The organism is Saltatorellus ferox (genome assembly GCA_007751475.1).
Taxonomy (GTDB): Bacteria; Planctomycetota; UBA1135; order UBA1135.
Genome location: CP036434.1, coordinates 6,718,923 through 6,740,268, shown reverse-complemented (window position 1 = coordinate 6,740,268; position 21,346 = coordinate 6,718,923). Strand labels below are relative to the sequence as shown.

The 21,346-nt window shown below is 67.1% G+C and carries 16 protein-coding genes; 11 read left to right on the top strand and 5 right to left on the bottom strand.

All coding sequences use genetic code 11. The annotated features are described in order from the left end of the window. Positions 1-248 precede the first annotated feature (248 nt). The 4 genes from Poly30_RS24425 (at position 249) to recN (ending at position 6,617) form a co-directional block, all read left to right on the top strand. Positions 249-986 carry an ABC transporter ATP-binding protein gene (locus tag Poly30_RS24425; protein ID WP_145203795.1) on the top strand — a complete coding sequence of 246 codons (738 nt, stop codon included), beginning with the start codon at positions 249-251 and terminating at the stop codon, positions 984-986. After that, the gene (locus Poly30_RS24420; protein ID WP_145203792.1) at positions 983-3,529 is read left to right on the top strand and encodes an ABC transporter permease; all 2,547 of its coding nucleotides are present in this window, start codon (positions 983-985) and stop codon (positions 3,527-3,529) included. Before Poly30_RS24425 ends, Poly30_RS24420 begins: the two co-directional genes overlap by 4 nt. A gap of 340 nt (positions 3,530-3,869) precedes the next feature. Next, positions 3,870-4,784: a hypothetical protein gene (locus Poly30_RS24415; RefSeq protein WP_145203789.1), complete on the top strand. Its 915-nt coding sequence runs from the start codon at positions 3,870-3,872 to the stop codon at positions 4,782-4,784. Between the two features lie 60 nt (positions 4,785-4,844). Further along, positions 4,845-6,617: a DNA repair protein RecN gene (recN, locus tag Poly30_RS24410; RefSeq protein WP_419190616.1), complete on the top strand. Its 1,773-nt coding sequence runs from the start codon at positions 4,845-4,847 to the stop codon at positions 6,615-6,617. A 42-nt stretch (positions 6,618-6,659) separates the two neighbouring features. Here recN and Poly30_RS24405 read toward each other — a convergent pair whose 3' ends face one another. Beyond that, a complete protein-coding gene (locus Poly30_RS24405) occupies positions 6,660-6,917 on the bottom strand; it encodes a hypothetical protein (protein WP_145203781.1) in 258 nt (85 codons plus the stop codon). Between the two features lie 145 nt (positions 6,918-7,062). Here Poly30_RS24405 and Poly30_RS24400 point away from each other — a divergent pair, with 145 nt between their 5' ends. The 4 genes from Poly30_RS24400 to Poly30_RS24385 are packed head-to-tail and all read left to right on the top strand — an operon-like array spanning position 7,063 to position 11,909. Then, entirely contained in the window at positions 7,063-8,127 is a 1,065-nt protein-coding gene (locus tag Poly30_RS24400; protein WP_145203778.1) for a type I phosphomannose isomerase catalytic subunit, read from the top strand. A gap of 29 nt (positions 8,128-8,156) precedes the next feature. Then, positions 8,157-9,263: a pseudouridine synthase gene (locus tag Poly30_RS24395; RefSeq protein ID WP_145203775.1), complete on the top strand. Its 1,107-nt coding sequence runs from the start codon at positions 8,157-8,159 to the stop codon at positions 9,261-9,263. A 32-nt stretch (positions 9,264-9,295) separates the two neighbouring features. After that, complete coding sequence (locus Poly30_RS24390) at positions 9,296-10,594, top strand: M16 family metallopeptidase (RefSeq protein WP_145203772.1); 1,299 nt, start codon at positions 9,296-9,298, stop codon at positions 10,592-10,594. A gap of 22 nt (positions 10,595-10,616) precedes the next feature. Continuing rightward, positions 10,617-11,909, top strand: coding sequence for a M16 family metallopeptidase (locus tag Poly30_RS24385; RefSeq protein ID WP_145203769.1), 1,293 nt, complete (start codon positions 10,617-10,619; stop codon positions 11,907-11,909). A gap of 9 nt (positions 11,910-11,918) precedes the next feature. Here Poly30_RS24385 and Poly30_RS24380 read toward each other — a convergent pair whose 3' ends face one another. After that, positions 11,919-13,766 carry a glycosyltransferase family 39 protein gene (locus Poly30_RS24380; RefSeq protein ID WP_419190615.1) on the bottom strand — a complete coding sequence of 616 codons (1,848 nt, stop codon included), beginning with the start codon at positions 13,764-13,766 and terminating at the stop codon, positions 11,919-11,921. 7 nt (positions 13,767-13,773) lie between these two features. Further along, positions 13,774-15,726: a DUF885 family protein gene (locus Poly30_RS24375; RefSeq protein WP_145203762.1), complete on the bottom strand. Its 1,953-nt coding sequence runs from the start codon at positions 15,724-15,726 to the stop codon at positions 13,774-13,776. Positions 15,727-15,823: 97 nt separating this feature from the next. Between Poly30_RS24375 and apaG the strand changes: the two genes are divergently transcribed. After that, positions 15,824-16,324, top strand: a complete 501-nt coding sequence (gene apaG / locus Poly30_RS24370; protein WP_419190614.1) for a Co2+/Mg2+ efflux protein ApaG — start codon at positions 15,824-15,826, stop codon at positions 16,322-16,324. A 165-nt stretch (positions 16,325-16,489) separates the two neighbouring features. Here apaG and Poly30_RS24365 read toward each other — a convergent pair whose 3' ends face one another. Beyond that, positions 16,490-17,242, bottom strand: coding sequence for a TerC family protein (locus tag Poly30_RS24365; RefSeq protein WP_145206399.1), 753 nt, complete (start codon positions 17,240-17,242; stop codon positions 16,490-16,492). A 233-nt stretch (positions 17,243-17,475) separates the two neighbouring features. On the opposite strand from Poly30_RS24365, the gene Poly30_RS24360 reads away from it, so the two are divergent. Then, a complete protein-coding gene (locus Poly30_RS24360; RefSeq protein ID WP_145203759.1) occupies positions 17,476-18,573 on the top strand; it encodes an aromatic ring-hydroxylating oxygenase subunit alpha in 1,098 nt (365 codons plus the stop codon). Between the two features lie 44 nt (positions 18,574-18,617). On the opposite strand, the gene Poly30_RS24355 is transcribed toward Poly30_RS24360, so the two are convergent. Beyond that, on the bottom strand, positions 18,618-19,508 hold the full coding sequence (locus tag Poly30_RS24355; protein WP_145203756.1) for a fructose bisphosphate aldolase: 891 nt from the start codon (positions 19,506-19,508) through the stop codon (positions 18,618-18,620). Between the two features lie 360 nt (positions 19,509-19,868). On the opposite strand from Poly30_RS24355, the gene Poly30_RS24350 reads away from it, so the two are divergent. Next, complete coding sequence (locus Poly30_RS24350) at positions 19,869-21,332, top strand: AarF/UbiB family protein (protein ID WP_419190613.1); 1,464 nt, start codon at positions 19,869-19,871, stop codon at positions 21,330-21,332. The last annotated feature ends 14 nt before the right edge of the window (positions 21,333-21,346 follow it).

The window sequence follows — 21,346 nt, the reverse complement described above, 5'->3', positions numbered from 1 at the left end:
CGGCAAAGCCGTCACCTAACTCTCGACCTTCCGGCGGCGAAACCCCTCGGGAATCCGAGCAGCCGGTCGAGATCGCAGCGCCCAGCAGCACGGCGGAAACGAGATAAATGGGCCCCGGACGGTGGGACCCGGCGGAGGAGCGACGAAAGGTAGGAGGCTGGCGCTTCATGTTCGGGGCGGCGGACGGAACGAGAACAGCGGTCGAGCGCCTCTCATCGTGTATGACGGGCGAACCTCAAGCCACTCCCATGACGCAATCCCAGACAGCAGCTGCCGCAGCCAGGACCTCCGCGGCCTCGCCGGAAACCGAGGTGCTCCTCCAGTGCACCGGACTCACGAAGACCCTTCGCTCGGGCGAGCGGGACATCACCGTCCTCGACCACGTGGACCTGGAGGTGCGTCGCGCCGAGTTCCTGGCCATCGTGGGGCCGTCCGGTAGCGGGAAGTCAACGCTGCTGGGCCTCCTCGCCGGGCTGGACCGTGCGACATCGGGTTCGGTCAAGATCCGTGGCCGCGCGCTGGAGGCAATGGACGAGGATGAACTCGCGCTGATGCGGCGCGGCCAGGTCGGCTTCGTGTTCCAGTCGTTTCAGCTGCTCGGGAACCTGACGGCGCGGGAGAACGTGGTCCTGCCGATGGAGCTCGGCGGCATGCCGGACGCGGACGATCGGGCGGCGGAGCTGCTGGAACAGGTCGGGCTCGGCGATCGCGGGCACCATTATCCGTCCCAGCTTTCGGGGGGCGAGCAGCAGCGCGTCGCGGTCGCGCGGGCGTTCGGGCCGAGGCCCGCTTTGCTCTTTGCGGACGAGCCGACCGGCAACCTCGACAGCGAGTCCGGAGCGCGCGTGCTCGACATGCTGCTGGGGCTGCGGGATGAACTCGGGACGGCGCTGGTGCTGGTGACCCACGACCTCGAGATCGCGGAGACCGCGCCGCGCGCGATCTACCTGCGCTCCGGCAAGATCGAGCGCGAGGAGAACCGTTGAGCGCAGAAGGCCCTTCTTCCACGGGAGTGCGCCGTGCGCTCTTCTCCCTGATGCGCCGCGAGTCGCGCGGCGCGCGCGGGCGGTTGTTCTTCATGACGGCGTGCCTGGCGCTCGGCGTGGCGGCGGTCACGGGCGTGGCGGCGCTGGTCGCGGCGGTCGACGGCGCGGTGAGCCGCGATGCGCGCTCGCTCCTGGCAGCGGACGTTTCGATCGAATCGCGACGCGCGTTCCCGGAAGAACTCGGCCCGGCGCTCGACGCGTTCGGTGTCGCTGAGATCGCGGACGTCGTCGAGATGGGCGCGATGATCAGCGCGCCAGAGTCGGCCCGGGAGCCGGTGCTCGCGGAGCTGAAGTCCGCGACTTCCGGGTACCCGCTCTTCGGCGAGATCGTGACCGATCCCGCGGGCGTCACGCCCGGTGGTCTCGCCGAGGACGAGCTGATCGCGGCGCCGGAGCTGATGGCGCAGATGGGCGTCGGCGTCGGTGGAAGCGTGCTGATCGGCGGCAAGCCCTACCGCGTCGCGGCGGAACTCGTGGACGAGCCCGATCGCGTCGACTTCGCGATGACGCTCGGGCCGCGCGCGTTCGTTTCCCCGGGCGGATTGGAGCGCACCGGGCTCGTGCAGTTCGGCAGCCGCGTCAACTACAAGCGGCAGGTCAAGATCAAGGATGCGGCGACTCCGCTCGACGCCGCGCGGCTGGTGACGACGGTGCGGGAGAGCCTCGTGGACGCGCCGTACCTGCGCTTCAAGACCTTCGACAAGCCGAGCCCGGGCCTCACGCGCGCGCTCGATCGGATCGCGTCGTACCTCGGGCTCGTGGCGCTGCTGTCGCTCCTGCTCGGGGGGATCGGCGTCGCCCAGGTCGTGCGCGCGTGGCTGGGTAGCCGAACCCCTGCGATCGCGACGCTGCGCAGCCTGGGCTTCCGGCCCCGCGAGGTGTTCGCGGCGTACTTCGGTCACGTGCTCGTCCTGAGCCTGATCGGCTGCGTGATCGGGATCGCGGTGGGCTTGAGCGCGCCGTTCGTGGTGCGGGCGTTCGCGCCGGAGTTGATGGCGAACGGTGCCGGGCCGCTGCAGTGGGGGGCGGCGCTGCGCGGGCTCGTGCTCGGGCTCGGGACGGCGGCCGTGTTCAGTCTGCCGCCGTTGACGGCGGTGTGGCGCGTCTCGCCGGCGCGTGTGCTCCGCGCCGAGGCCAGTCCGCTGCCCGCGCCCAAGGTGGTTCGCGTGCTGTCGGCCGTCGCGCTCATCGCGGGGGTGTTCGCGTTTGCGTTCATTCAAACGCGGGAATGGCTGCCGTCGCTCGCGTTCACGGGCGGGCTCGGTGCGCTCGTGCTGCTCCTGTCGGGAGCGGCGCTGATGGTCTCGAAGCTCGCTTCGAATGTGCCGCGCAGGGGGCTTGGATTCACGCTGCGGCATGGGGTGGCGGCGCTGGCGCGGCCGGGGGCCGGAGTGATCGGCGCGGCGGTCGCGCTGGGGCTCGGAACGCTGGTGGTGCTGGCGCTCGGGATCGTCGGGAGTCGGCTGGAGCAGGAGCTCGTGAACGGCGCGCCGCCGGATGCGCCGACCGTGTTCCTCGTCGATGTCCAGCCGGATCAGTGGGAGGGCGTGCAGGAGATCATGGCGTCCGAGGGGATGATCAACGTTGACTCGACGCCGGTGGTCATGGCGCGGCTTTCGGCGGTGGCCGGGACCCCCGTGCACGAGCTGATCGACGACGGGAAGCGTGGGCGTGAGCGGTGGACGCTGACGCGGGAGCAGCGTTTGACCTGGGCGAAGGATCTGCCCGGCGGCAACACGCTGGTCGAGGGTGAGCTCTGGTCCGATCCTGACGCGGCGGAGCTGAGTATCGAGAAGGGGTTCGCAGAATCGCTGGGCGTCGGGCTGGGCGACACCGTCTCCTTCGACGTTCAGGGCTTGCCGATGACCTTCAAGATCACGAGTCTTCGTGAAGTCGACTGGGCGAGCTTTCGCATCAACTTCTTCCTGCTCGTCGAGCCCGGCATGATGGAGGACGCGCCCGGTTGGCGCCTCGCGGCGGGGCGAATCGATCCCGAGCGGGAAGGGGCACTGCAGGCGGCGGTCGTGCAGCGCTATCCGAACGTGAGCGTGCTGCGAATCCGGCCCCTGCTCGAGAAGGTCGCGTCGACGCTCGGGCGTATCGCGCTGGCGGTGCGCTTGCTCGGCGGCTTCACCGTTCTGGTGGGAATCGCCATCCTGGCGGGGGCGGTCGCGGCCACCTCGTTAAAGCGCGGCGGCGAGGCGGCGCTTCTCAAATCGATGGGGATGACGCGCCGAGGCGTGGCGTCTCTCTTCGCGGTCGAATACGGCCTACTCGGTCTGGTCTCAGGCGCGTTCGGCGGCCTCGGCGCTCTCCTACTCTCGTGGGCGTTCCTACGCTTCGGCCTGCAACTGCCGGGCCTCCCCAGCCTGACAGCGATCCCCATCGCGGCGGTCGGCACCGCAGCACTGGCAGTCACCGCAGGCCTGGCGGCCAGCTCAAAACCCCTCCGAGCCAGCCCCATCGAAACCCTCCGCGGCTGAACCAACACCCCCGCAGATCCGACACAAACGTACCAGGTCCGTCCATTCCGGTACAAACGGACCAGGTCCGTCCATTCCGGTACAAACGGACCAGGTCCGTCCATTCCGGTACAGACGGACCAGGTCCGTTCGTACCGGAATGGACGGACCTGGTCCGTTTGTACCGGAATGGACGGACCTGGTACGTTTGTGTCGGATCCGGAGGGGGAGGGTGAAACCGGGCGGGGCGTGGATCGGTCGGTCTTTTGTCATGGCAAGAAGACCAAGAGAGAACTATCCGGGGCGCTGGCACCACGTGTACGACCGAGGTGTTGCTGGGCGGAGCATTTTTACCGACGACGTGGACCGGGCGAAGTTCTATTCGCTGGTGGAGAAGCAGGTCTCGCTCGGGCGGATCGTCGTGTTTGCGTTCGTCTTGATGACGAACCATTACCACTTCCTCTTGATGTCGCCGACGGGTGAGCTGGACCTCGCCATGCGAGATATTTTCAGGGAGTACGTGCTCTACTTCAATTCGCGGCATGGGCGGGATGGGCCGCTCTACAGGGCGCGGTACTCTTCCAAGCCCGTTGTCACGTCCGACTACAAGCGAAGGGTTCTCTGGTACATCGATCGAAATCCGGTCGCGGCAGGGATCGTGGAACGGGCGATCGACTACCCGCATGGCAGCGCCTATCGATTCCATCGAGGGATCGCGCCAAGCTGGCTGAACACGGAGTGGGCCGCTTCGATCGTCGAGGAGATGCACGGCGTCGTGGGGATGCCCGTCGGAACGTATGGCACCGGTGGGTGCTCACGCTTCGGGTCCGAAAGCGATCGTCTCGTCGAGGCACGCATGAACTCGGCCGGAACCGTCGATCCGCTCGATCGTTCTCTCGAAACGGAAGAAGAGCGCAACGATTTTCTCACCGAGTACCTGGGCGCCAGAGAGCCGGAGGCACTCCTCATGGAGATGCCTGTCGCCGCGGCGGAGACCGTCATTCGCGTCTGTCGAAGTCTTGAAGCTGCCGAAGGGCCATGGCTGCAGCCAGCTCGTAGAAAACACTGGGACTTGTTTGCGACCGCGCGCATGGGACTGCTCAAGCGCATGGCGGGCTTCACGATCGATGAAGTAGCCCGGCACGCTGGCATCGGACGTAGCGCAGCCGCCAGGGCACTCGCCCATCATGAGGATCGACTCGCCCGCGATCCGGGCTATCGGACCAGGGTGCATGGCATCGCTCGGGCGGTGCTCTGGGGTGACGAGGTTTGTTAGGCTTTTATTCGGGTTCCTGTCTTGCCAGATCCCGGAGCGCGTGCGATGGTCTCCGGAACGATGCTTGTTGAACTCAGCCTTCAGGACCTTGCTCTGTTCGAGCTGGCCGCCCTTGAATTCGGGCCTGGATTGAATGCTGTCACCGGTGAGACCGGTGCGGGGAAGAGTCTTCTGGTGGATGCTCTCGAGCTCCTGATCGGGAGTCGCGCCAAGGCCGCCATGGTGCGGAAGGGAGCGGAGCGGGCACGGGTCGAAGGGCGGTTTTCGATGCCCCTGAAGGGGTATGGCGAGCTCGTATCCATGTGGCTCGGTGAGCACCTGCCGGAGGCACTGGAGGACCGGGACGACCGGGATGAGCTGGAGTTGATCCTCACCCGCACCATCGCGAGGGACGGGCGAAGTCGGGCTCACGTGAATCACCGGCCCGTAACCCAGAAGCTGCTTCGGGGTCTGGCGGCGCAACTCGTCGAGATTCACGGCCAGAACGACCACCAAAGGCTTTTCGAACCCGCGGAGCAGCTCCGGCTGGTGGACCTTTTCGGGGGGCTCCACGACACCTTGGCGGGGTATCGCGAACGACGCGCGCGCTGGATCGACCTCACGGATCAGCTGGTGGCGCTCGATTCCCTGGAGTCTGAACGGCTCCAGCGCCTCGACCTCGTTCGGTTCCAGGCTGCCGAGCTTGCCGAGGCCGACCCTTCGCTGGCGGAAGCCGAGAGCTTGCGATCTGATCGGTCGGTGCTACGGCATGCCGCCGACCTCGGGCTCGAACTGGGGGCCGTTCTCGACAGCCTTGGCGAGGGGGATGACGCTGCGCTCGACGCGGTGTCGCGCTCGGAGAGGGTCTTGGGCGAATGGGCCGGAAGGATCGGCGATCTTGAGGAGCCCGCGTCCCAGCTGCGCGAAGCATCGCTATTGCTCGAAGAAGCGACCCGTGGAATCTCGGCGTTCCTCGACGGCGTAGAAGTGGATCCCGCTCGCCTCGAAGCGGTCGAGGTCAGGCTCGGGCTGCTGGAGCGTCTAGAGCGCAAGTACGGGACGGATATTGCAGGTCTCGAAGCCCGCCGGGCCGAGCTGGAGGCGGAACTCGAGTCGATCGATGGCGGCGGCGCGACCCGCGAAGAACTCGTAGCAGCGGTCGTTCTGGCTCGCAAGAGCATGGCGGAGTCCGCGAAGCGACTCGGTCAGGCGCGGGCCAAGCTGGCGGGTAAGCTCAAAAAGGAGGTCGAGTCTGGTCTCAAGGACCTCGGGCTCGAACGGGCCGAGTTTTCGATGGCGCTGACCCCGAACGGCCCGGCCTCAGCCGGCACCGGAATGGGCGCGGCCGAACCGTTGGGGGAGGCAGCGGCGAACCCAGATCAGATCGAGCGGGATCGTCTGCGATTCACGGCCAGCGGAGCGGAGGGGGTCGAGCTACTTCTCGCGGCCAACCCGGGCGAAGACGTTCAGCCGCTGCGGGCCGTGGCCTCGGGAGGTGAGGCGGCGCGCATCCTCCTGGCGCTGCGGGGAGCCCTGGCGGTACGTCGATCGACTCCGACCCTCGTCTTCGACGAGGTGGATGCCGGTGTCGGTGGACGGCTCGGTCCGAAGGTGGCTCGACACCTCGAGGCGCTGGGAGCGCATCACCAGGTTCTCTGCGTCACTCACCTCCCGGCCATCGCGGCGCGCGCCGCGCGCCACCTGCAGGTGCGAAAGGAGGTAGAGGAAGGGCGCACGCGGACGAGGATCACAGTCCTCATCGGGGAACCACGCGTGGCCGAAATTGCCGACATGATCGCCGGCGGTGCCGCTGAGCCCACAGCTCTCGCCGAGGCGGAGCGATTGTTGAGCTAGGCTCTATCTAGCAGCTGGGTCTTCTAGCCATCGGGCTTTCGATCAGGCCTCCTTCTTCTTGTTGAAGAGGCCGGCGATCATCGCGAGGATTCCGCCGAGGCCAGCAGAGACACCGGCCTGGCCAGCTTGGCCCGACTCCGCGAGGGCGCCGATCTGCTTCAGGATGTCCGGGCCGATGAAGTTGCCGAGGCCTCCGCCCAGGAGCCCCATGATCGTCTTGAGGAGCCCGCCACCCTTGGTGAGGGCGCCCAGTAGGTTGCCGCCAACGGCGCCGCTGATGAGATCGATTAGGATTTCCATGGATTGCCGGGGTTTCGTGAGGGGAATGGGGTCGGGGGGCAGAAAGCGGTAGAGGTTCCGCTCTTCATCCCCGATATAAATCAGCAACCGCCCCCCTACGCAAGGAAGAGCGCTACCCTTCCGGACTGCCCCCAGAACTCATCTCATGTCGATCCAGTGCCCACTTCGCCTCTTGCCCGTACTCGTGACGAAAGTCTGGGGTGGGGAAGCCTTGCGGCCCTACGTGGCGCCTCTCCCAGGCGATCCTCCGCTCGCCTGGCGCAAGGGCGAGCCGGTAGGGGAGGTCTGGATCGTCAGCGACCGCGGCGACCAATCGTCGAAGGTGGCCAGCGGACCTTTTCAGGGTCGGACGCTTCAAGGACTCATGTTGTCCGAGCGAGAGGCGCTCGTCGGGGAGTCGATTCTCGGCGACGATGAGTCGTTCCCGCTGCTGCTCAAGCTGCTGGACGCCCAGGCGAACCTATCGGTTCAGGTGCACCCGGACGATCGGGCTGCTGCCAAGTACGGCGGCTCCTCCAAGGACGAGTGCTGGTTCATCCTCGACGCCGCTCCGCGCGCAGAGATCTTCCTGGGCCTCGCGCCTGGAGTCGACGCCACTCGTTTCGCCGCGGGCGCGACCACCCCGGAAGTCGTTCATCTCCTCCAGCGCTATCCTGTGAGCGCAGGGGATGGCGTTCACGTTCCGTCCGGGACGGTGCACAGTATCGGAGCGGGGATAGCGATCGTAGAGGTGCAAACGAATTCAGATACCACCTATCGTCTGTACGACTGGGGGCGGACCGGCATCGACGGGAAGCCTCGCGAGACGCACCTCGAGGAGTCGTTTCGATCCATGGACTACGACCGGAAGGTCGAGGGCCCCGGTCCCCTTCAGTTCGAAGTCAGCTCCTCCTCTCGATCGGAGGCGGCCAGCGCTCGCGGCCATGCGTCCGCCACAGCATCCGCCAACCGTATTGCGACGCTTGCCCGGTGCAAGCAGTTCGTCGCCGAGGTGCTCGAAGTGCATGAACCCGTCGAGATGACGGTCGAAGCGCTCCCCACGGTCCTGGTCGTGCTCGCTGGAAGCGGGCGAATCGACACGGGCGACGGGGAGATTTACCCACTTGTGAAGGGGGGCGCCTGGGTGCTCCCCGCTGACCTCAAATCCGCGAAGATCGTGGATGCTGACGGTGAGCTCAAGCTCGTACGAGCACGGCCCGCGAGGGCCTGAAGACCTGGACGTCCAGGCAAGTCACCCCCATGGTAAGACGACGAAGCGGAACGCGCGGCCGAGGCCGCGCCCCCCTCAAGAAGGTCGGTGCCAAGCGCATGCCGGCCCGTTCCTCCTCCGCCCGCGATGAGAAACGCGACCAGCATCTGGTTCGCCTCAACAAGTTCCTTGCCGACAACGGCGTGGCCTCTCGCCGGGGCAGCGATGAACTCATCGAGTCAGGCAAGGTGCTCGTGGACGAGCAGATCGTCACCGAGCTCGGCACCAAGATCGATCCCTCGACGCAGGTCGTGGACGTGAACGGCGTCCGACTGCGCTCGGACCCCCGCGAGCGGCGCTACTACCTTCTGCACAAGCCGGCGGGCGTCGTCTGTACGAACGAGGAGCGCGAAACGCGTCCTCGCGCGATCGACCTCATCACCGACCCGAACAAGGGACGGATCTTCTCCGTCGGCCGTCTCGACGAGGAGTCCAAGGGGCTCATCATCATGACGAGCGACGGTGAGTTCGCCGACCGGATCGCGCACCCTCGCTTCGGCGTCGAGAAGCGCTATCTCGTCAAGGTTCCAGGGCGCATCACCGACGAGGCGGTGCAGAAGATCCGCGACGGCGTTCACCTCGCCGAGGGTCGTACGGCTCGCGCGCGCGTCCTCGTTCAGCGTCGAACCGCCAACGGTTCGACGCTGGAGGTCACGATCCAGGAGGGCAAGAACCGCGAGGTTCGCCGCGTCTTCGCTCGCGTCGGGCACAAGGTGCTCGCCCTCACGCGCACCAGCATCGGTCCGCTCACGATCCGCGGTCTTAAGGAGGGCCGTTGGCGGGCGCTCAGCCGCGAGGAAGTGGAAGGTCTGCTCAGCGGAACAGGACCCAATGGCCCCGAAAATGGAGCGGAGGAGGGCCTTCGCGAGGGGGAAGAAGTGGGCTTCGGCGGGGCGCGACCCCGGCGGGGTGCCGGCACTCGTCGCTCAGGCGGAGCGCGCCGCGGCGGCGCTCGCACCGGGACTCTCGGACCTGGCGGCGCTCGTCGTACCACTCGCCGCGGAGCCTCCGCGTCCAGCGGTGGTCCACGCGGGGCCAGCCGCGGGGCCAGCCGCAGCGGTAGCGCTCGCCGAGGTTCCTCTCGCCGTCGCCGGTAGTTCGTCCACCCCATCGTTCATCGATCCAGCCCATGCCGAAGACTCCGCCCAAGTACTGTGGTGCCACCGTTCACGAGAGCCGACTGTCCAACGGGATGAAGGTCCTCGTGGCCGAGCGCCACTCCGACCCCGTCGTCGCCGTCATGGTCTGGTACGGCGTGGGTGGCCGCCACGAGCGTCCCGAGGAAGCCGGCGTCAGCCACTTCCTCGAGCACATGATGTTCAAGGGCACGGACACGCTGGGCAAGGGGGCGATCGACCTCGAAACCACTGTCCTCGGCGGCAGCAACAACGCGTTCACCACGCCGGATCACACCGCCTACTGGTTCGAGTTCGCGTCCGATCGCTGGGAGCGCGCGCTCGACCTCGAAGCGGATCGGATGCAGAGCCTCGCGCTCGACCCTGAGGAATTCGCCTCCGAGAAGCAGGTCGTGCTGGAGGAACTCTCCATGGGACTCGACGACCCGTGGCGCGCCCTGTCGGAGAAGGTCTCCACGGCTCTCTTCGGTCGTCATCCCTATGCGCATCCGGTCATCGGCTATCGCGACACGCTGATTCCGATGACGCCTGCGGATATGCGAGCTCACTACGAGCGCTTCTATCGCCCCGGCAACGCCACGCTCGTGATCGCGGGCGACGTGGACCCGAAGCGCGCGATCGAGGCGGCCGAAGAGCGCTTTGGCAAGATCGCGGATCCAGAGCCCAGTGTCGCCGACGAGCGGCGCCCGCCCCCCGCCCCGGACTTCTCGGGGCTGATGCGGATCGAGACCACCTGGGACGACCAGGCCTCCCGATTGATCATGGCCTGGCCAGGCGGAGTCTTCGGGTCGGACGATGACTTCGTCCTCGACGTGGTCGTCACCGTGCTGACCAGCGGCAAGCTCGCTCGCCTTTATCGCCGCGCTGTCGTGAACGAGGGCCTCGCCACGAGCGTTTCGGCCAACAACGACGCGCGACAGTCCGCGGGCGGATTCTGGATCTACGCCGAGGCCGTTCAGGGCGTGGCCCCGGCCACCCTGGAAGCCGTGATCGACGAGGAAGTCGCGCGGCTCCGCACGGAACTCGTGAACGACGACGAGTTGACGCGCGCGAAGAAACTCCTTCACGCGAGCGAGGCGTTCGAATCGGAGACGATCACTGACGTGGCCGAGACGCTCGGAGAGTATGCGACCGATCTCGAGTGGAAGGACGCGCTCCGGGTTTCCGAGCGGCGCAACGCGGTGACGGCCGAGATGGTCCGCGAGACCTGCGCGCGTCTTCTCTCGCCGGGTCGACGCATCATCGGCTGGTCGCTGCCTGAAGCCGCTGCAATCGAACCTCAGCCCGCCTGAACAGGCTCTCCTCCCCATCACCATGACCTCCACGTCTACCGGCCCCGAGAAGAGCGTTCCAAAGATCGAGGTCCCGCGCGAGCGCTTCGAGCTCAGCTGCGGGGCCACGCTGCTCGTTCACCGTCGCGCAGGAGCGCCCGTCACCGCCGTCCGCATTCATATCCGCGGAGGCCCAGGGCTCGATCCTGATGGGAAGGAAGGCGTCGCGTATATGGCGGGCGCCTTCGCGGACCAGGGCACCGAGACGAAGTCGGACGAGGCGATCGCCCTCCTTCTGGAGCCCGAAGGCGGCGGCATCCAGGGCGACGCGATGGGCCTCTCCGGCGCAGTGGCTGGATCGAGCTGGGGGCTCCTCGTCGACGTCCTCGGTGAGGTGATGGCGACCGCCAGCTACCCCGATGCGCGCGTTGCCACTCACCTCGAGCGCCTCCGGACGCGCCTCGCCGTGGAGGCCGAGGACCCCCGCGCACAGGGCGGCATTCTCTTCAAGAAGCTGATCTACGGAGCGGATCACTTTCTTGGCCGCAGCGCGTACGGAACCCTCGAGTCCGCAAGCGTGATCACCGCTGGTGACATGCGGGCCCATCGCGCGGCGAACTGGTGCGGAAAGCGCGCCGTCATCGCGGTGGTCGGCGACGTCGATCCCGTGGAAGTGCGTGACCGCGCTGAGATAGCCTTCGCGAAGGTGCCCGCCGGGACCCCGTACGAGCGGACCGAGCCCACCTTTCCTCCCGTGGAACCGCGTCGTGCTGCCTTCGAGCGGGAACGTAATCAGGTGCACGTATACCTCGGCCATCTCGGCATCAAGCGCGACGATCCTGACTACGTGGCGCTTGCGGTGATGGATCACGTGCTGGGCACGGGGCCCGGCTTCACGAACCGCATCACCCAGAAACTGCGCGACCAGATGGGGCTCGCCTACACGGTGCACGCGGACATTCACGGTTCCGCCGGCCTCCTGCCAGGGATGTTCCGCGCCTACATCGGCACGAGCCCCGAGCACGTGCAGACCGCCGTGGACGGCTTCCTCGCCGAAATGCGTACGATCCGCGACGAGCCCGTGCCCCAAGAGGAACTCGGCGTGGCGAAGAGCTACCTCGTCGGCTCATTTTCGATGGGCTTCGAGCGCGCGTCGCGCCGTGCCTCGTACCTGATCAGTGCAGAGCTGCATGGCTTCCCCGAAGATCATCTCGAGCGCCTACCCGCGGAGTTCGCGGCGGTGACGCCTGAGGACATCCAGCGCGCGGCGCAGAAGCACCTGATGCCGGATGCCTGCTCGATCGCGCTCTCCGGTCCGAAGGTCGAGCTGGCATAGTCGGTCAATTCAGCGGCCCGCGCGTCTCTGCAAGACCGCGGCCCCGAACGCCTTCGGGTTCGGATCGAACGGGTCGTCCCCGATGATCCTCACCTCGTCGTAGTGGGCGCGGACCCACTCGAGGATCGGCTCGCCGAACCCCTCGCCGAAGAAAGGATAGCCGTAGTCGAGGGTAGGGCGGTGAATGAGCGCGACGAAGTCCGGCGGATGAGAGGCCAGTTCCGCGGCGATCGCGTCTTCGTCGAAGAAGACGAGTTCGGGCGGCATGAAGTTCACCAGGCGCGTTGGCGTGCGTCGGCGCAACTGGTAGTTGACCATGATTCCCTCCGGTAGAACGAGAAGGGTCTGGTCCGGTCCCGTGCGCTTCCCGAGGTCGCGCAGGAGTTCAGCCATCACGACTCCGCGGAACCCCTTGGCGAGAATCCGGTCGGCGCCGATTCCCACTTCGACCGTCTTGCTGCGGAAGCGCTGTGTCGTCGCGAACAGGTTGGCGAGGCAGAACACGACCACGAGTCCGAAGCCCGCTGCGGACATGGCTCGTCGCCTCGCAGATGGGCGCTCGGGCGGCCCGTTCACTCGGTGCATCATTCGCTGACCGGGGCCATGGCTCGTCCAGTGTGGGACACAGTGCACGAGAAGCGACACGAGCACCAGCGTTCCAGGAACCGCGAGCACGAAGCCGTACTGGCGGGCCGTCGGTGCCAGCAGGACCTTCGGCAGCAGGGCGAGGCTGAACACCAGGAACGAGAGCCGAGCGGCATCCAGGGTGGCCGTCTGCGGAGCGCGCACCCAGCGCCGGAAGACGAGCAATGCTCGGGCCAGCAGCACGAGCGGGAGAGGCAGGAGCAGCCAGTGAATCGGCACGAAGAAGAGGGCCGCCACGCCGAGGGCGAGCGCCACGCCGAAGGCGATCAAGCGCGCGCCGCGCACGCCGCTGGCACCCACCCGCGCACCGATGGCCAGGACGGCAGCCACGAAAGCGCCGAGGCCTGCGGTCCAGAGGGCCATCCGCTCCAGGCTCGCGAGGGGCTGGTCCGTTCCTCGCATCTTGCGGTAGAACGAAAGATCGCGCGCCCGATCGTCGAGCGCGTAGGGCCAGGTTCCGAGCAGAGCCGCGCGCACTCCCACGCCGTCCAGCTGGGCGTCCAGGCGCGACCAGGCGCAAGCCAGCATCGCGGTAGCGCCGATGGCCCAGGCCATGATTGCCCGCGCGCGCCATCCTGCAGAGCGGCCCGCTGCGGCGGTGGCGACCAGCATCACGCCGGAGCCCGCACCGACCGCCAGCGATATCTCCGCCTTGGTCAGAAACGCGGCCCCGGCGCCCGCGCCGGCGACCAAGTACCAGCCAGAGCGCTGACTCGCGAGGCCGCGCGCCAGTCCGTCCAGGGCGATCAGCCCCGCGAGGAAGCCGAAGGTGATTCCGTGGGAGTACGGTGACAGGAAGTGAAAGTTCCCGATCACCTCCTGCTGGGCGACGGCGAACACAGTGAGGAAAGTCAGCGCGCCAGCCCAGGCGCTGGCGCGGCTCGTGAGGCGCGCGATGAGGGACATCAAGAGCGCGGTGGTCGCGACGATGACCAGCGCGTTCAGCGCTTGAACGGCGTCGAGTGAGACGCCGAAGACGCGCATCCAGCCTTCGAGGATCCAGGGTGCGAGCGGGCCGTTGAACCAGGCGATGTCCCGGTGCAGGACGTCCCCTTCCGTCAGCCGCCACGGCACGTAGAGTTCGCGTCCGAAGTCCACGAGCACGTCGGGCCCGCGGTCCCAGCCGAACGCCAGGAGCGCCGCGCCGATCGCCGCGAGGGCGAGGAGCCCGAGCGCCCCAACGCCTGCTTCCATCCGCTTCGTCTCTTCCATCGAGGCGCTACTCCCGGGCTCCCGTGGATCGGCGCACGAGCCAGGCTTCGATCCGCGCATCCATCTCGCTCATGGGAATCGGCCCGCTCCGGAGCAACGCTGCGTGGAATTCGGCGGCGCTGAAATCATCGCCCATGAGCCCCTCGGCGCTGCGCCTGAGCGTGCGGAGTCGGAGGAGACCGATGCCGGGCAGGGCCGAGCGGCCGGGGTCGGCGACGATGCGGGCTACGACTTCGCTGGCCGCGCTCCGAGGAAGCGGCGTGCTCTCCATCACGTAGTCGACGGCCTGGGCAACCGTCCAGCCGCTCGCATTCAAGCCGACGTCCGCCACGAGAGCCACGAAGGCGATCAGTTCCTGGGCCAGGCGCCCGAAGCCCTCATCGAGCTCCAGTAGCCATCCCGCATCGGCCGCGACGGTCACGGCGTAGAGGCCCCAGCCTTCTTCGAAAGTCTCGCGCTCGGCCTGGAGAAGGTAGGTCGGCGTGGTGAGGCGCGCGGCGCGCCGGTAGGCATCCAGGAGGGCGCGGCCGGGCAGTCCATAGCGGAGCGCCTCGGCCTCGCGCAGCCAGGATGGTGTGATCGGATCGCGCGGCCGCGAGGCGAGGAATACGGACGGCCGCGAGAGTGGATCGTTCAGGGGAGCGAGGTTGCCGCGCACGAAGGGCGACCAGCGGCCGTGGGGTCTCTCGAACGTGCGGGCGAGTCGGCTCTTCACCCAGGTCGGTGGCGGGTTGACGACGAGCTGGTCGAGGAGCGGCTCGATGCTGCTCCAGAGCGTCGCGGGGGTGCGTTCGGGCTCGGCGCTGCCGGGCGGCGCCAGGTCGCGGTTTCTGATCTGGTCGAAGCGCTCCCGGACGAGCCCATCGAAGTCCTGGGCGATGGGGTCCAGGCCGAGTACCTCGCCCAGAGCGAGATGCAGTCGCTGGATCTCGGCGCGGCCCACATCGGCGAGCGCAGAGGGGGCGACGTTTTGTCCTGCTGCCTCTCTCATTCGCTCGACCCAGGCGTCGGTCGGACCGTTTCTCACGGCGTCCGTTCCGTTGAACGGTCGATCGGCGATGCGAGCACGGATGGCCTGGAGACCATCCACGAGGCGATCGAACTCGAGGCTCAGGTCGCGCTGGAGAGCCCGACGTTTCGAACTGGGAGCCGTGATCGTCTTCGCGTCCGGCCCGAGCAACTCGGTGGCGGCTTCCAGGAGAGGCCCGAAGAGCGGGTCCTGGGCTCCTCCTGCGCCGACGGAGGACTGAAGCCTGACAACATCGTCGAGGACCAGGTCCAGCAAGAAGGGCGGGTAGGCATAGTCCTCGGTCGCAGCGAGCGCGGCGGGGGAGGCCCCGAGGAAGCGGGCTTCTTCGGAGAGTGCGAAAAGCGCTCTCTCCCAGGCGATCAGGTCGTCGACCGTTTGTTTCGGGTGATTCGCGAGCAGCGCGGATGGGGCCTCGACCAGCGTGCCGGACCACGGTGTCGCTGCGAGACGCTGAATAGCACGGGTCGGGTCGGGGCTGACGGACGTCGCATCCGCGCGTTGCGCGGCCGGGGAGATATCGATCTCCTCTTCGGGGGTCAGGCCGAGGACGCGACGGAGATCGGCCTCGACGATGCGCGAGGTGGTAGCGCGGGAGCCGGTGAGCTTGTCCGCGCTGAACTCGCCGTCGATTCGCTGGAGCGCGCTCCAGGCCACGGTTCTCCGGGCGACGATTCGGCGTTCGTCCTCCCAGGTCCCTGCGGCCGCTCCGGGACTCGCCGATGACGCTGCGGAAAGGCGGACTCGGTCGAGCAGCGGGGCGGTCTCCCGCAGGTCGAGAGCCAGTTCGTCGACGAAACGATCGAATCGAGACGCGCGGTCGCGCGGCGCCGAAGGATCGCTTCGCAGGAAGTTGACCGCGCCGCAGCTGGCGGCTCCCGCGAGGATAAGCCCCAGGAAAGGGGACGGCCACGTAGGTCTCCGCTGATTCATACCCTCCCAGGGTAGCGCCCGCCGCTTACACTCTCACAGACGGCCGCCCCATCCTCTGGAGATTGTTCCGTCTCCGGCCTATGCGACCCCGAACCCCATGCAAGACCCCAAGGAAACCCACGGCGAGTCCTCGGCTCGTTCATCGATCGACCTGGGGCCTGACCCCGAGGCGCAGGACGCAGGCCCCATCAACATGGGTCCGAACAGCCTCTGTCTCACTCACGGAATCGAGGTAGAGGCGGCGGGCCAGTACCTGGAGAGCCGCAGTTTCCCGGAGCAAAAGCGCTGGCTCTACGCCTATCGGGTGCGGATCAAGAACGTCGGCCCGGTAGCCCAGAAGCTCCTCAGCCGCCACTGGATCATCACGGACGCGAACGGAGAGCGGCGCGAGGTCCGCGGAGTCGGCGTGGTGGGGGAGCAACCGCGGCTGGAAGCCGGCGACTCCCACGAGTACCGGAGCATGTGCGACCTCTCGACCGCCTGGGGCACGATGGAAGGCACGTACCAGTTCATCACCGATGAAGGCGAAGAGCACGAAGTCCGCGTCGGCCGCTTCTTCCTGGTGGAGAGCTCCGACAACAAGATCGTCGCCGAATAGCGCCCTCCCCAGCGCTACCGACACAAACGGACCAGGTGCAACCGTTCCGGAATGGACGGACCAGGTGCACTTGTTCCGGAACAAGTGCACCTGGTCCGTCCATTCCGGAACGGTTGCACCTGGTTCGTTTGTGTCGGTAGCGCTGGGGAGGGGCGTCGGGTTGGCTCAGAGCTGGGTGTCGATCTGCGCCGCGCCTTTCGCGGCCAGTAGCTTTCTCTGGTAGCGGCTTTGGACGATGTCGGTCAGGGCGAGGACCGCGATCACGAAGTAGAAGGTGGTCTTCGTCATCGCGTGCACCTCGTTGCCGAAGAACTTGAGGTGCGCGAGGTGCCCGCCTTCCGAGATCAGCATCACGCCGACGATGAAAAGAACGAAGAGTCCCAGGACCTCGTACATCCGGTTCTTCGCCAGGAAAGTCGAAACCTTCTCGGCCAGGAGGATCATCATCAGGCCGCTGATGACGATGGCGGTCGCCATCACCCAGAAGACCTTCGTCAGCGCCATCGCGCTCAGGATCGAGTCGAAGGAGAAGACCAGGTTCATGATCACGATCATGGCGATGACCTTCCCGGCCGAGGTGGGCGGCTTCGTCTGTGCGTTGGCCTCCTCCAGCGCGATCATGTGAAGGATCTCCTTCGTTGCCGTGTAGAGGATGAAGGCGCCGCCGAACAGCACGATCAGGCTATGGATCGTGAACTCACCGTCGACCCAGCCGCGCCAGTGAACCTCACCGAACACGTTCTGCGTGCGCTCGACTACCTTCACCAGGACGAAGAGCAGGACGATCCGAAGGATGATCGCGAGGCCGATTCCCAGCTTCCGGACCCGCGAGCGATCCGCCTCGGGCGCCCTCTTGGACTCCAGGGAAATATAGAGCAGGTTGTCGAAGCCCAAGACTGCCTGAAGCAGCACGAGCATGAGTAGAGTGAAGAGATGGTCGAGCACGTCAGCGAGCGCCTAGCGGCGCAGGTGAGGGAGGTCGAGAGAGAGGGCCTCGGTAGGCGGCCCAGGAGGATAGCGAGTGACGTCGGGCGACTCCTATCACTCGTTCAGCTCGAAGGACCGTTTACGGGTCTCTCCGGATCTGACGGGGGCCCTGACAGTCCTGCCTCCGGACGCATGGCGCGGCAGATGCGTCGGGGAGGCCAGCGATGACCCGCCCCAGGCCGTCGGGCTCGGACGCAACGAATGGGCCGACCTGGCACTCCGAGCCTGACGTTCGCCGCGCCAGCACGCTGGACGAGCGCCTTCATCATGACCGCGCCGCCCACGAGCTCGCCATCGAGCGGGTCTTCGTTCGGTCTTGGCAGCTCCTCCCCTTGAGCGATCCGATCCAGCGCGTCGAGCCGCTCACCCTGCTGGAGGGCGGGCTCGACGAACCGCTCGTACTCACGCTTTCCGATGACGGAGAGCAGCTTCTCTCGAACGTCTGCACCCACAGGGGCGCGCTGCTCGCTGAAGCGCCCGGCGACGCCAGGGCCCTCCGCTGCCGCTACCACGGACGGCGCTTCGATCTGGGCGGCACGATGACGAGCTGCCCGGGGTTCGAGGGCGCAGAGTGCTTTCCACGCGCCTCCGAGAACCTTGCGCGACTTCCGCTCGAGCAGGTCGGCCCCCTCCGCTTCACCTCGATCGATCCGCGCATCCCCTTCGACGAGTGGGCCGCGCCCCTCCGAAGGACTTTGGCCGAGTACGACGGTGAGATCTTCACCTTCGAACCGAGCGCCTCACGCGACTTCGAGATCGACGCGTCCTGGGCCCTCTACTGCGAAAACTATCTCGAAGGGTTTCACATCCCGTTCGTGCATCCCGGGCTCAATCAAGGCCTCGATTTCTCGCGCTATACCACCGAGCTCGAGCCCTACGCAGTGCGGCAGCTCGGCGTGGCGAGCCGGGACGACGACGCTCGGCTCGTTTCGCGTGCGGCGGACGACGTGGTCGCCGACTACCTCTGGCTCTATCCGAACCTCATGGTCAACGCCTACGCGTGGGGGATCTCCGTCAATCTCATCGAGCCGATCGGCCCGGGCCGCTGCCGCGTCCGCTACCTGCGCTGGGTCGCGCGGCCTGACCTCGTCGGTACAGGTGTGGGCGGTGCGCTGGACGAGGTCGAGATGGAGGACCAGGGCATCGTGCTCTCGGTTCAAAAGGGCGTGCGCTCGCGCCTCTATCCCGGCGGCCGCTTCGCTCCGAAACTGGAGACGGGGCCCCATCACTTCCAGCGCCTGATGTCGGCGGACTTGAAGTAGCGGGGCCCCGTCCCAGGCCTTTCTCGATCGAACGCGGTCCGGGATCAGGTGCGCGAGGCTTCGAAGATGCTCTGGATCGTGTCGTTCAGCATCGCGTTGAACTTCGCGTCGGACTGCTTGGCCGACAGGCCTTCCGAAAGGGCGCGCGAGAAGCTCGCGATCATCTTCTTGTTGCGCGAGAGGCGAGCATTCGACTCCTCGCGGCTGTAGCCGCCGGAGAGGGCGACGACGCGGATCACCCGCGGGTGCTCGATGCACATCTTGTAGAAGTTGTCCTTCTCTGGGAGGGTCAGCTTCAGCATCACGTGTGCGTCCTCGGGGAGCTTCTCGAGGTTCTCCATGATGGCGTCACGGAGCATCTTCTCGGCCTTCGCCTTCGTCTCGCTGTGGATGTCGACCTCGGGCTCGATGATCGGGATGAGGCCCGCGGCGAGGATCTCATTGCCGACCTCGAACTGTTGATCGACAACGGCCTTCACGCCGGCTGCGTTGGCGGTCTTGATGACCGAGCGCATCTTCGTGCCGAAGACGCCTTTTTTCTTGGCGCGCTTCAGCAGCGTGGCGAGGCCTTTCATCGGCTTCATCATCTGGACGCCGTCCGCCTCGTCCGCGAGGCCCTTGTCCACTTTGAGGAACGGGACGATGCGCTTGACGTTCCAGAGGTAGTCCGCGGTCCCGCGGCCTTCGATTTCACGGTCCATCGTGTTCTCGAAGAGGATCGCACCAAGGATGCGGTCGCCGTTGAACGCGGGGCTCGTGATGATGCGCGTACGCATCTCGTGCACCTTCACGTACATCTCGTCCTCGCCGGAGTACTCGGACTCCTTGACGCCGTAGGCGAGGAGGGCCTTGGGGGTGCTGCCGCCGCTCTGGTCGAGGGCCGCGATGAATCCGTCCTGGGTCTGGACTTTGAGGAGCTGTTGTTCGAAGGACATGGAAGCGTGGGCCCGGTAGCGGGCGACGGCTGGCGCGCGCGGCTTGCCCCTGCGTGCGGGGCAAGGGCGCTAGGCGCGGGCGATTCGACGGTGGGGTAGGGGGAGGTGGAAAACGAGTGCGGCCTTGGCTGCCGATCTTGGTCCCGATTTCGGCCTCGAGTCTACTGTTCTCGGATCCCACGGTCGCCTCTATCGGCGCGCTACTTCACCCATGGGGGTGGGAATGGCCGTCGGGGCGCGTCCATCCATCAAGTGGTCGGGGGCAGCTGGAACTCCTCAAGAATCAGGTCGTTCACGTCGATGGCCCGGTTCTCACTCTCGTCCTTTGCGCCCGCACAGACCCAGCCTCATCACCCGCTCATGAAGTCCCTCCGCACGCTTCGACAGGCAGCCGCCATCGTTCCCATCGCCATGGGGCGGGGGAAGGGCCGCTCTCGCCAGGCACTTGCGGAACGGCTCGGGCCTCTCCGAGGAGCCTCCACCAAGGTGGCTCAGCTCCTCTCGGCCCGGGACGGGGAGGACGCAGGCCGCGCGCTCGAGCCGCTGCCGCTCGCCCGGCTCCTCCCCGTGATGCGCGCCGCCGCGCCGACGCTCCTTGGTGACGGCGCGACGATCGGCGCGCAGGGTCGCAGGGCGTCCCTCGGCCAGGTTCACCGCGCGGAGCTGTCGGACGGACGCGATGCGGCGGTCAAGGTCTTGCTGCCCGGCGTGGAGAGCGATCTACGCAGTGACCTCGGCCTGATGGGCTGGGTCGGCAGGCGCGCGGGCCGGCGCCTGAGGCAACGCTTCGATGGCGTGGCCGTCGACGACTGGATCGCGGCCCTCGGCGACGAACTCCTGGCCGAGCTCGACTATCGAGCTGAGGCGGAAGCCCAGGGGCGCTACGGAAGAGCGGTGTCTTCGCTTCCCCATGCCGTCGTTCCCGCCGTGATCGTCGCGGGCGACGAAGTCCTGATCTCCACCTGGGAAGGCGGCTCGGCGCTCGCGGATGCGGTCGCCTGGGAGCCGGACAAGCGCGCGCAGCTCGGAGAGGCGCTGACCGGCGCGATCCTTCACCCGATGCTCACGGATGGGCTCGTACACGGCGATCTGCACCCCGGGAACGTGGCCTTCCGCGAAGACCGTGGCGGGGAGATCGTGCTCTACGACTTCGGCGCGACCCGAGAAATCAGCCTGCCAGCACGTCAGGCGTGGCGAGCGCTGCTGCGCGGCGAAGTGCCTGCCTGGGATGCGCTCTTGACCCTGGGCTTCGACGCCGAGCGCCTCGCACCCCTGCGCGATCGACTCGACGCACTCGCCGCGCTGCTCTTCGCTCCGTTCCGCGAACGGAATGCCACGCAGATCGACGGTGCGGAGCGCCGAGCTCGCGCCGACGCGCTCCTCGGCGAGCACCGCATGGTTCCGCGGCTCGCCGCGCCCACGTCGGCGATTCCCATGATCAGGACCCTCTCCGGCCTCTTCACGATCCTCGGGCACCTCGCTGCTCCCATGGAGCTTTGGCGCGTGTTCGACGGAGCCGATGCCCCAGCGCCCGCTCTGCCGACGCGCGCTCCCGGGAAACACGTGGCACCGGCCTTGCCGGCTCGACTCCTCGTCCGCAGCTTCGGCGAGGACGGCCGCGGCGTCGAAATCCGTTTGCCTTTCGAAACGCTCCCGGATCTCGAGGATCTCCTCCCCGATAGCGCCCGTGAGCCGATCGAACGCTCGGGCGTCGACCTCGGAGCCCTCGCGCGGGAGGCCTTCGCCCGCGGACCGATCCCGCAGACGCTCTTCGACGACGTGGTCGAGGGGCGCCGCGTGGAACTCCGTGTGATCGAAGCCTGACGCGCGGCGCCCTC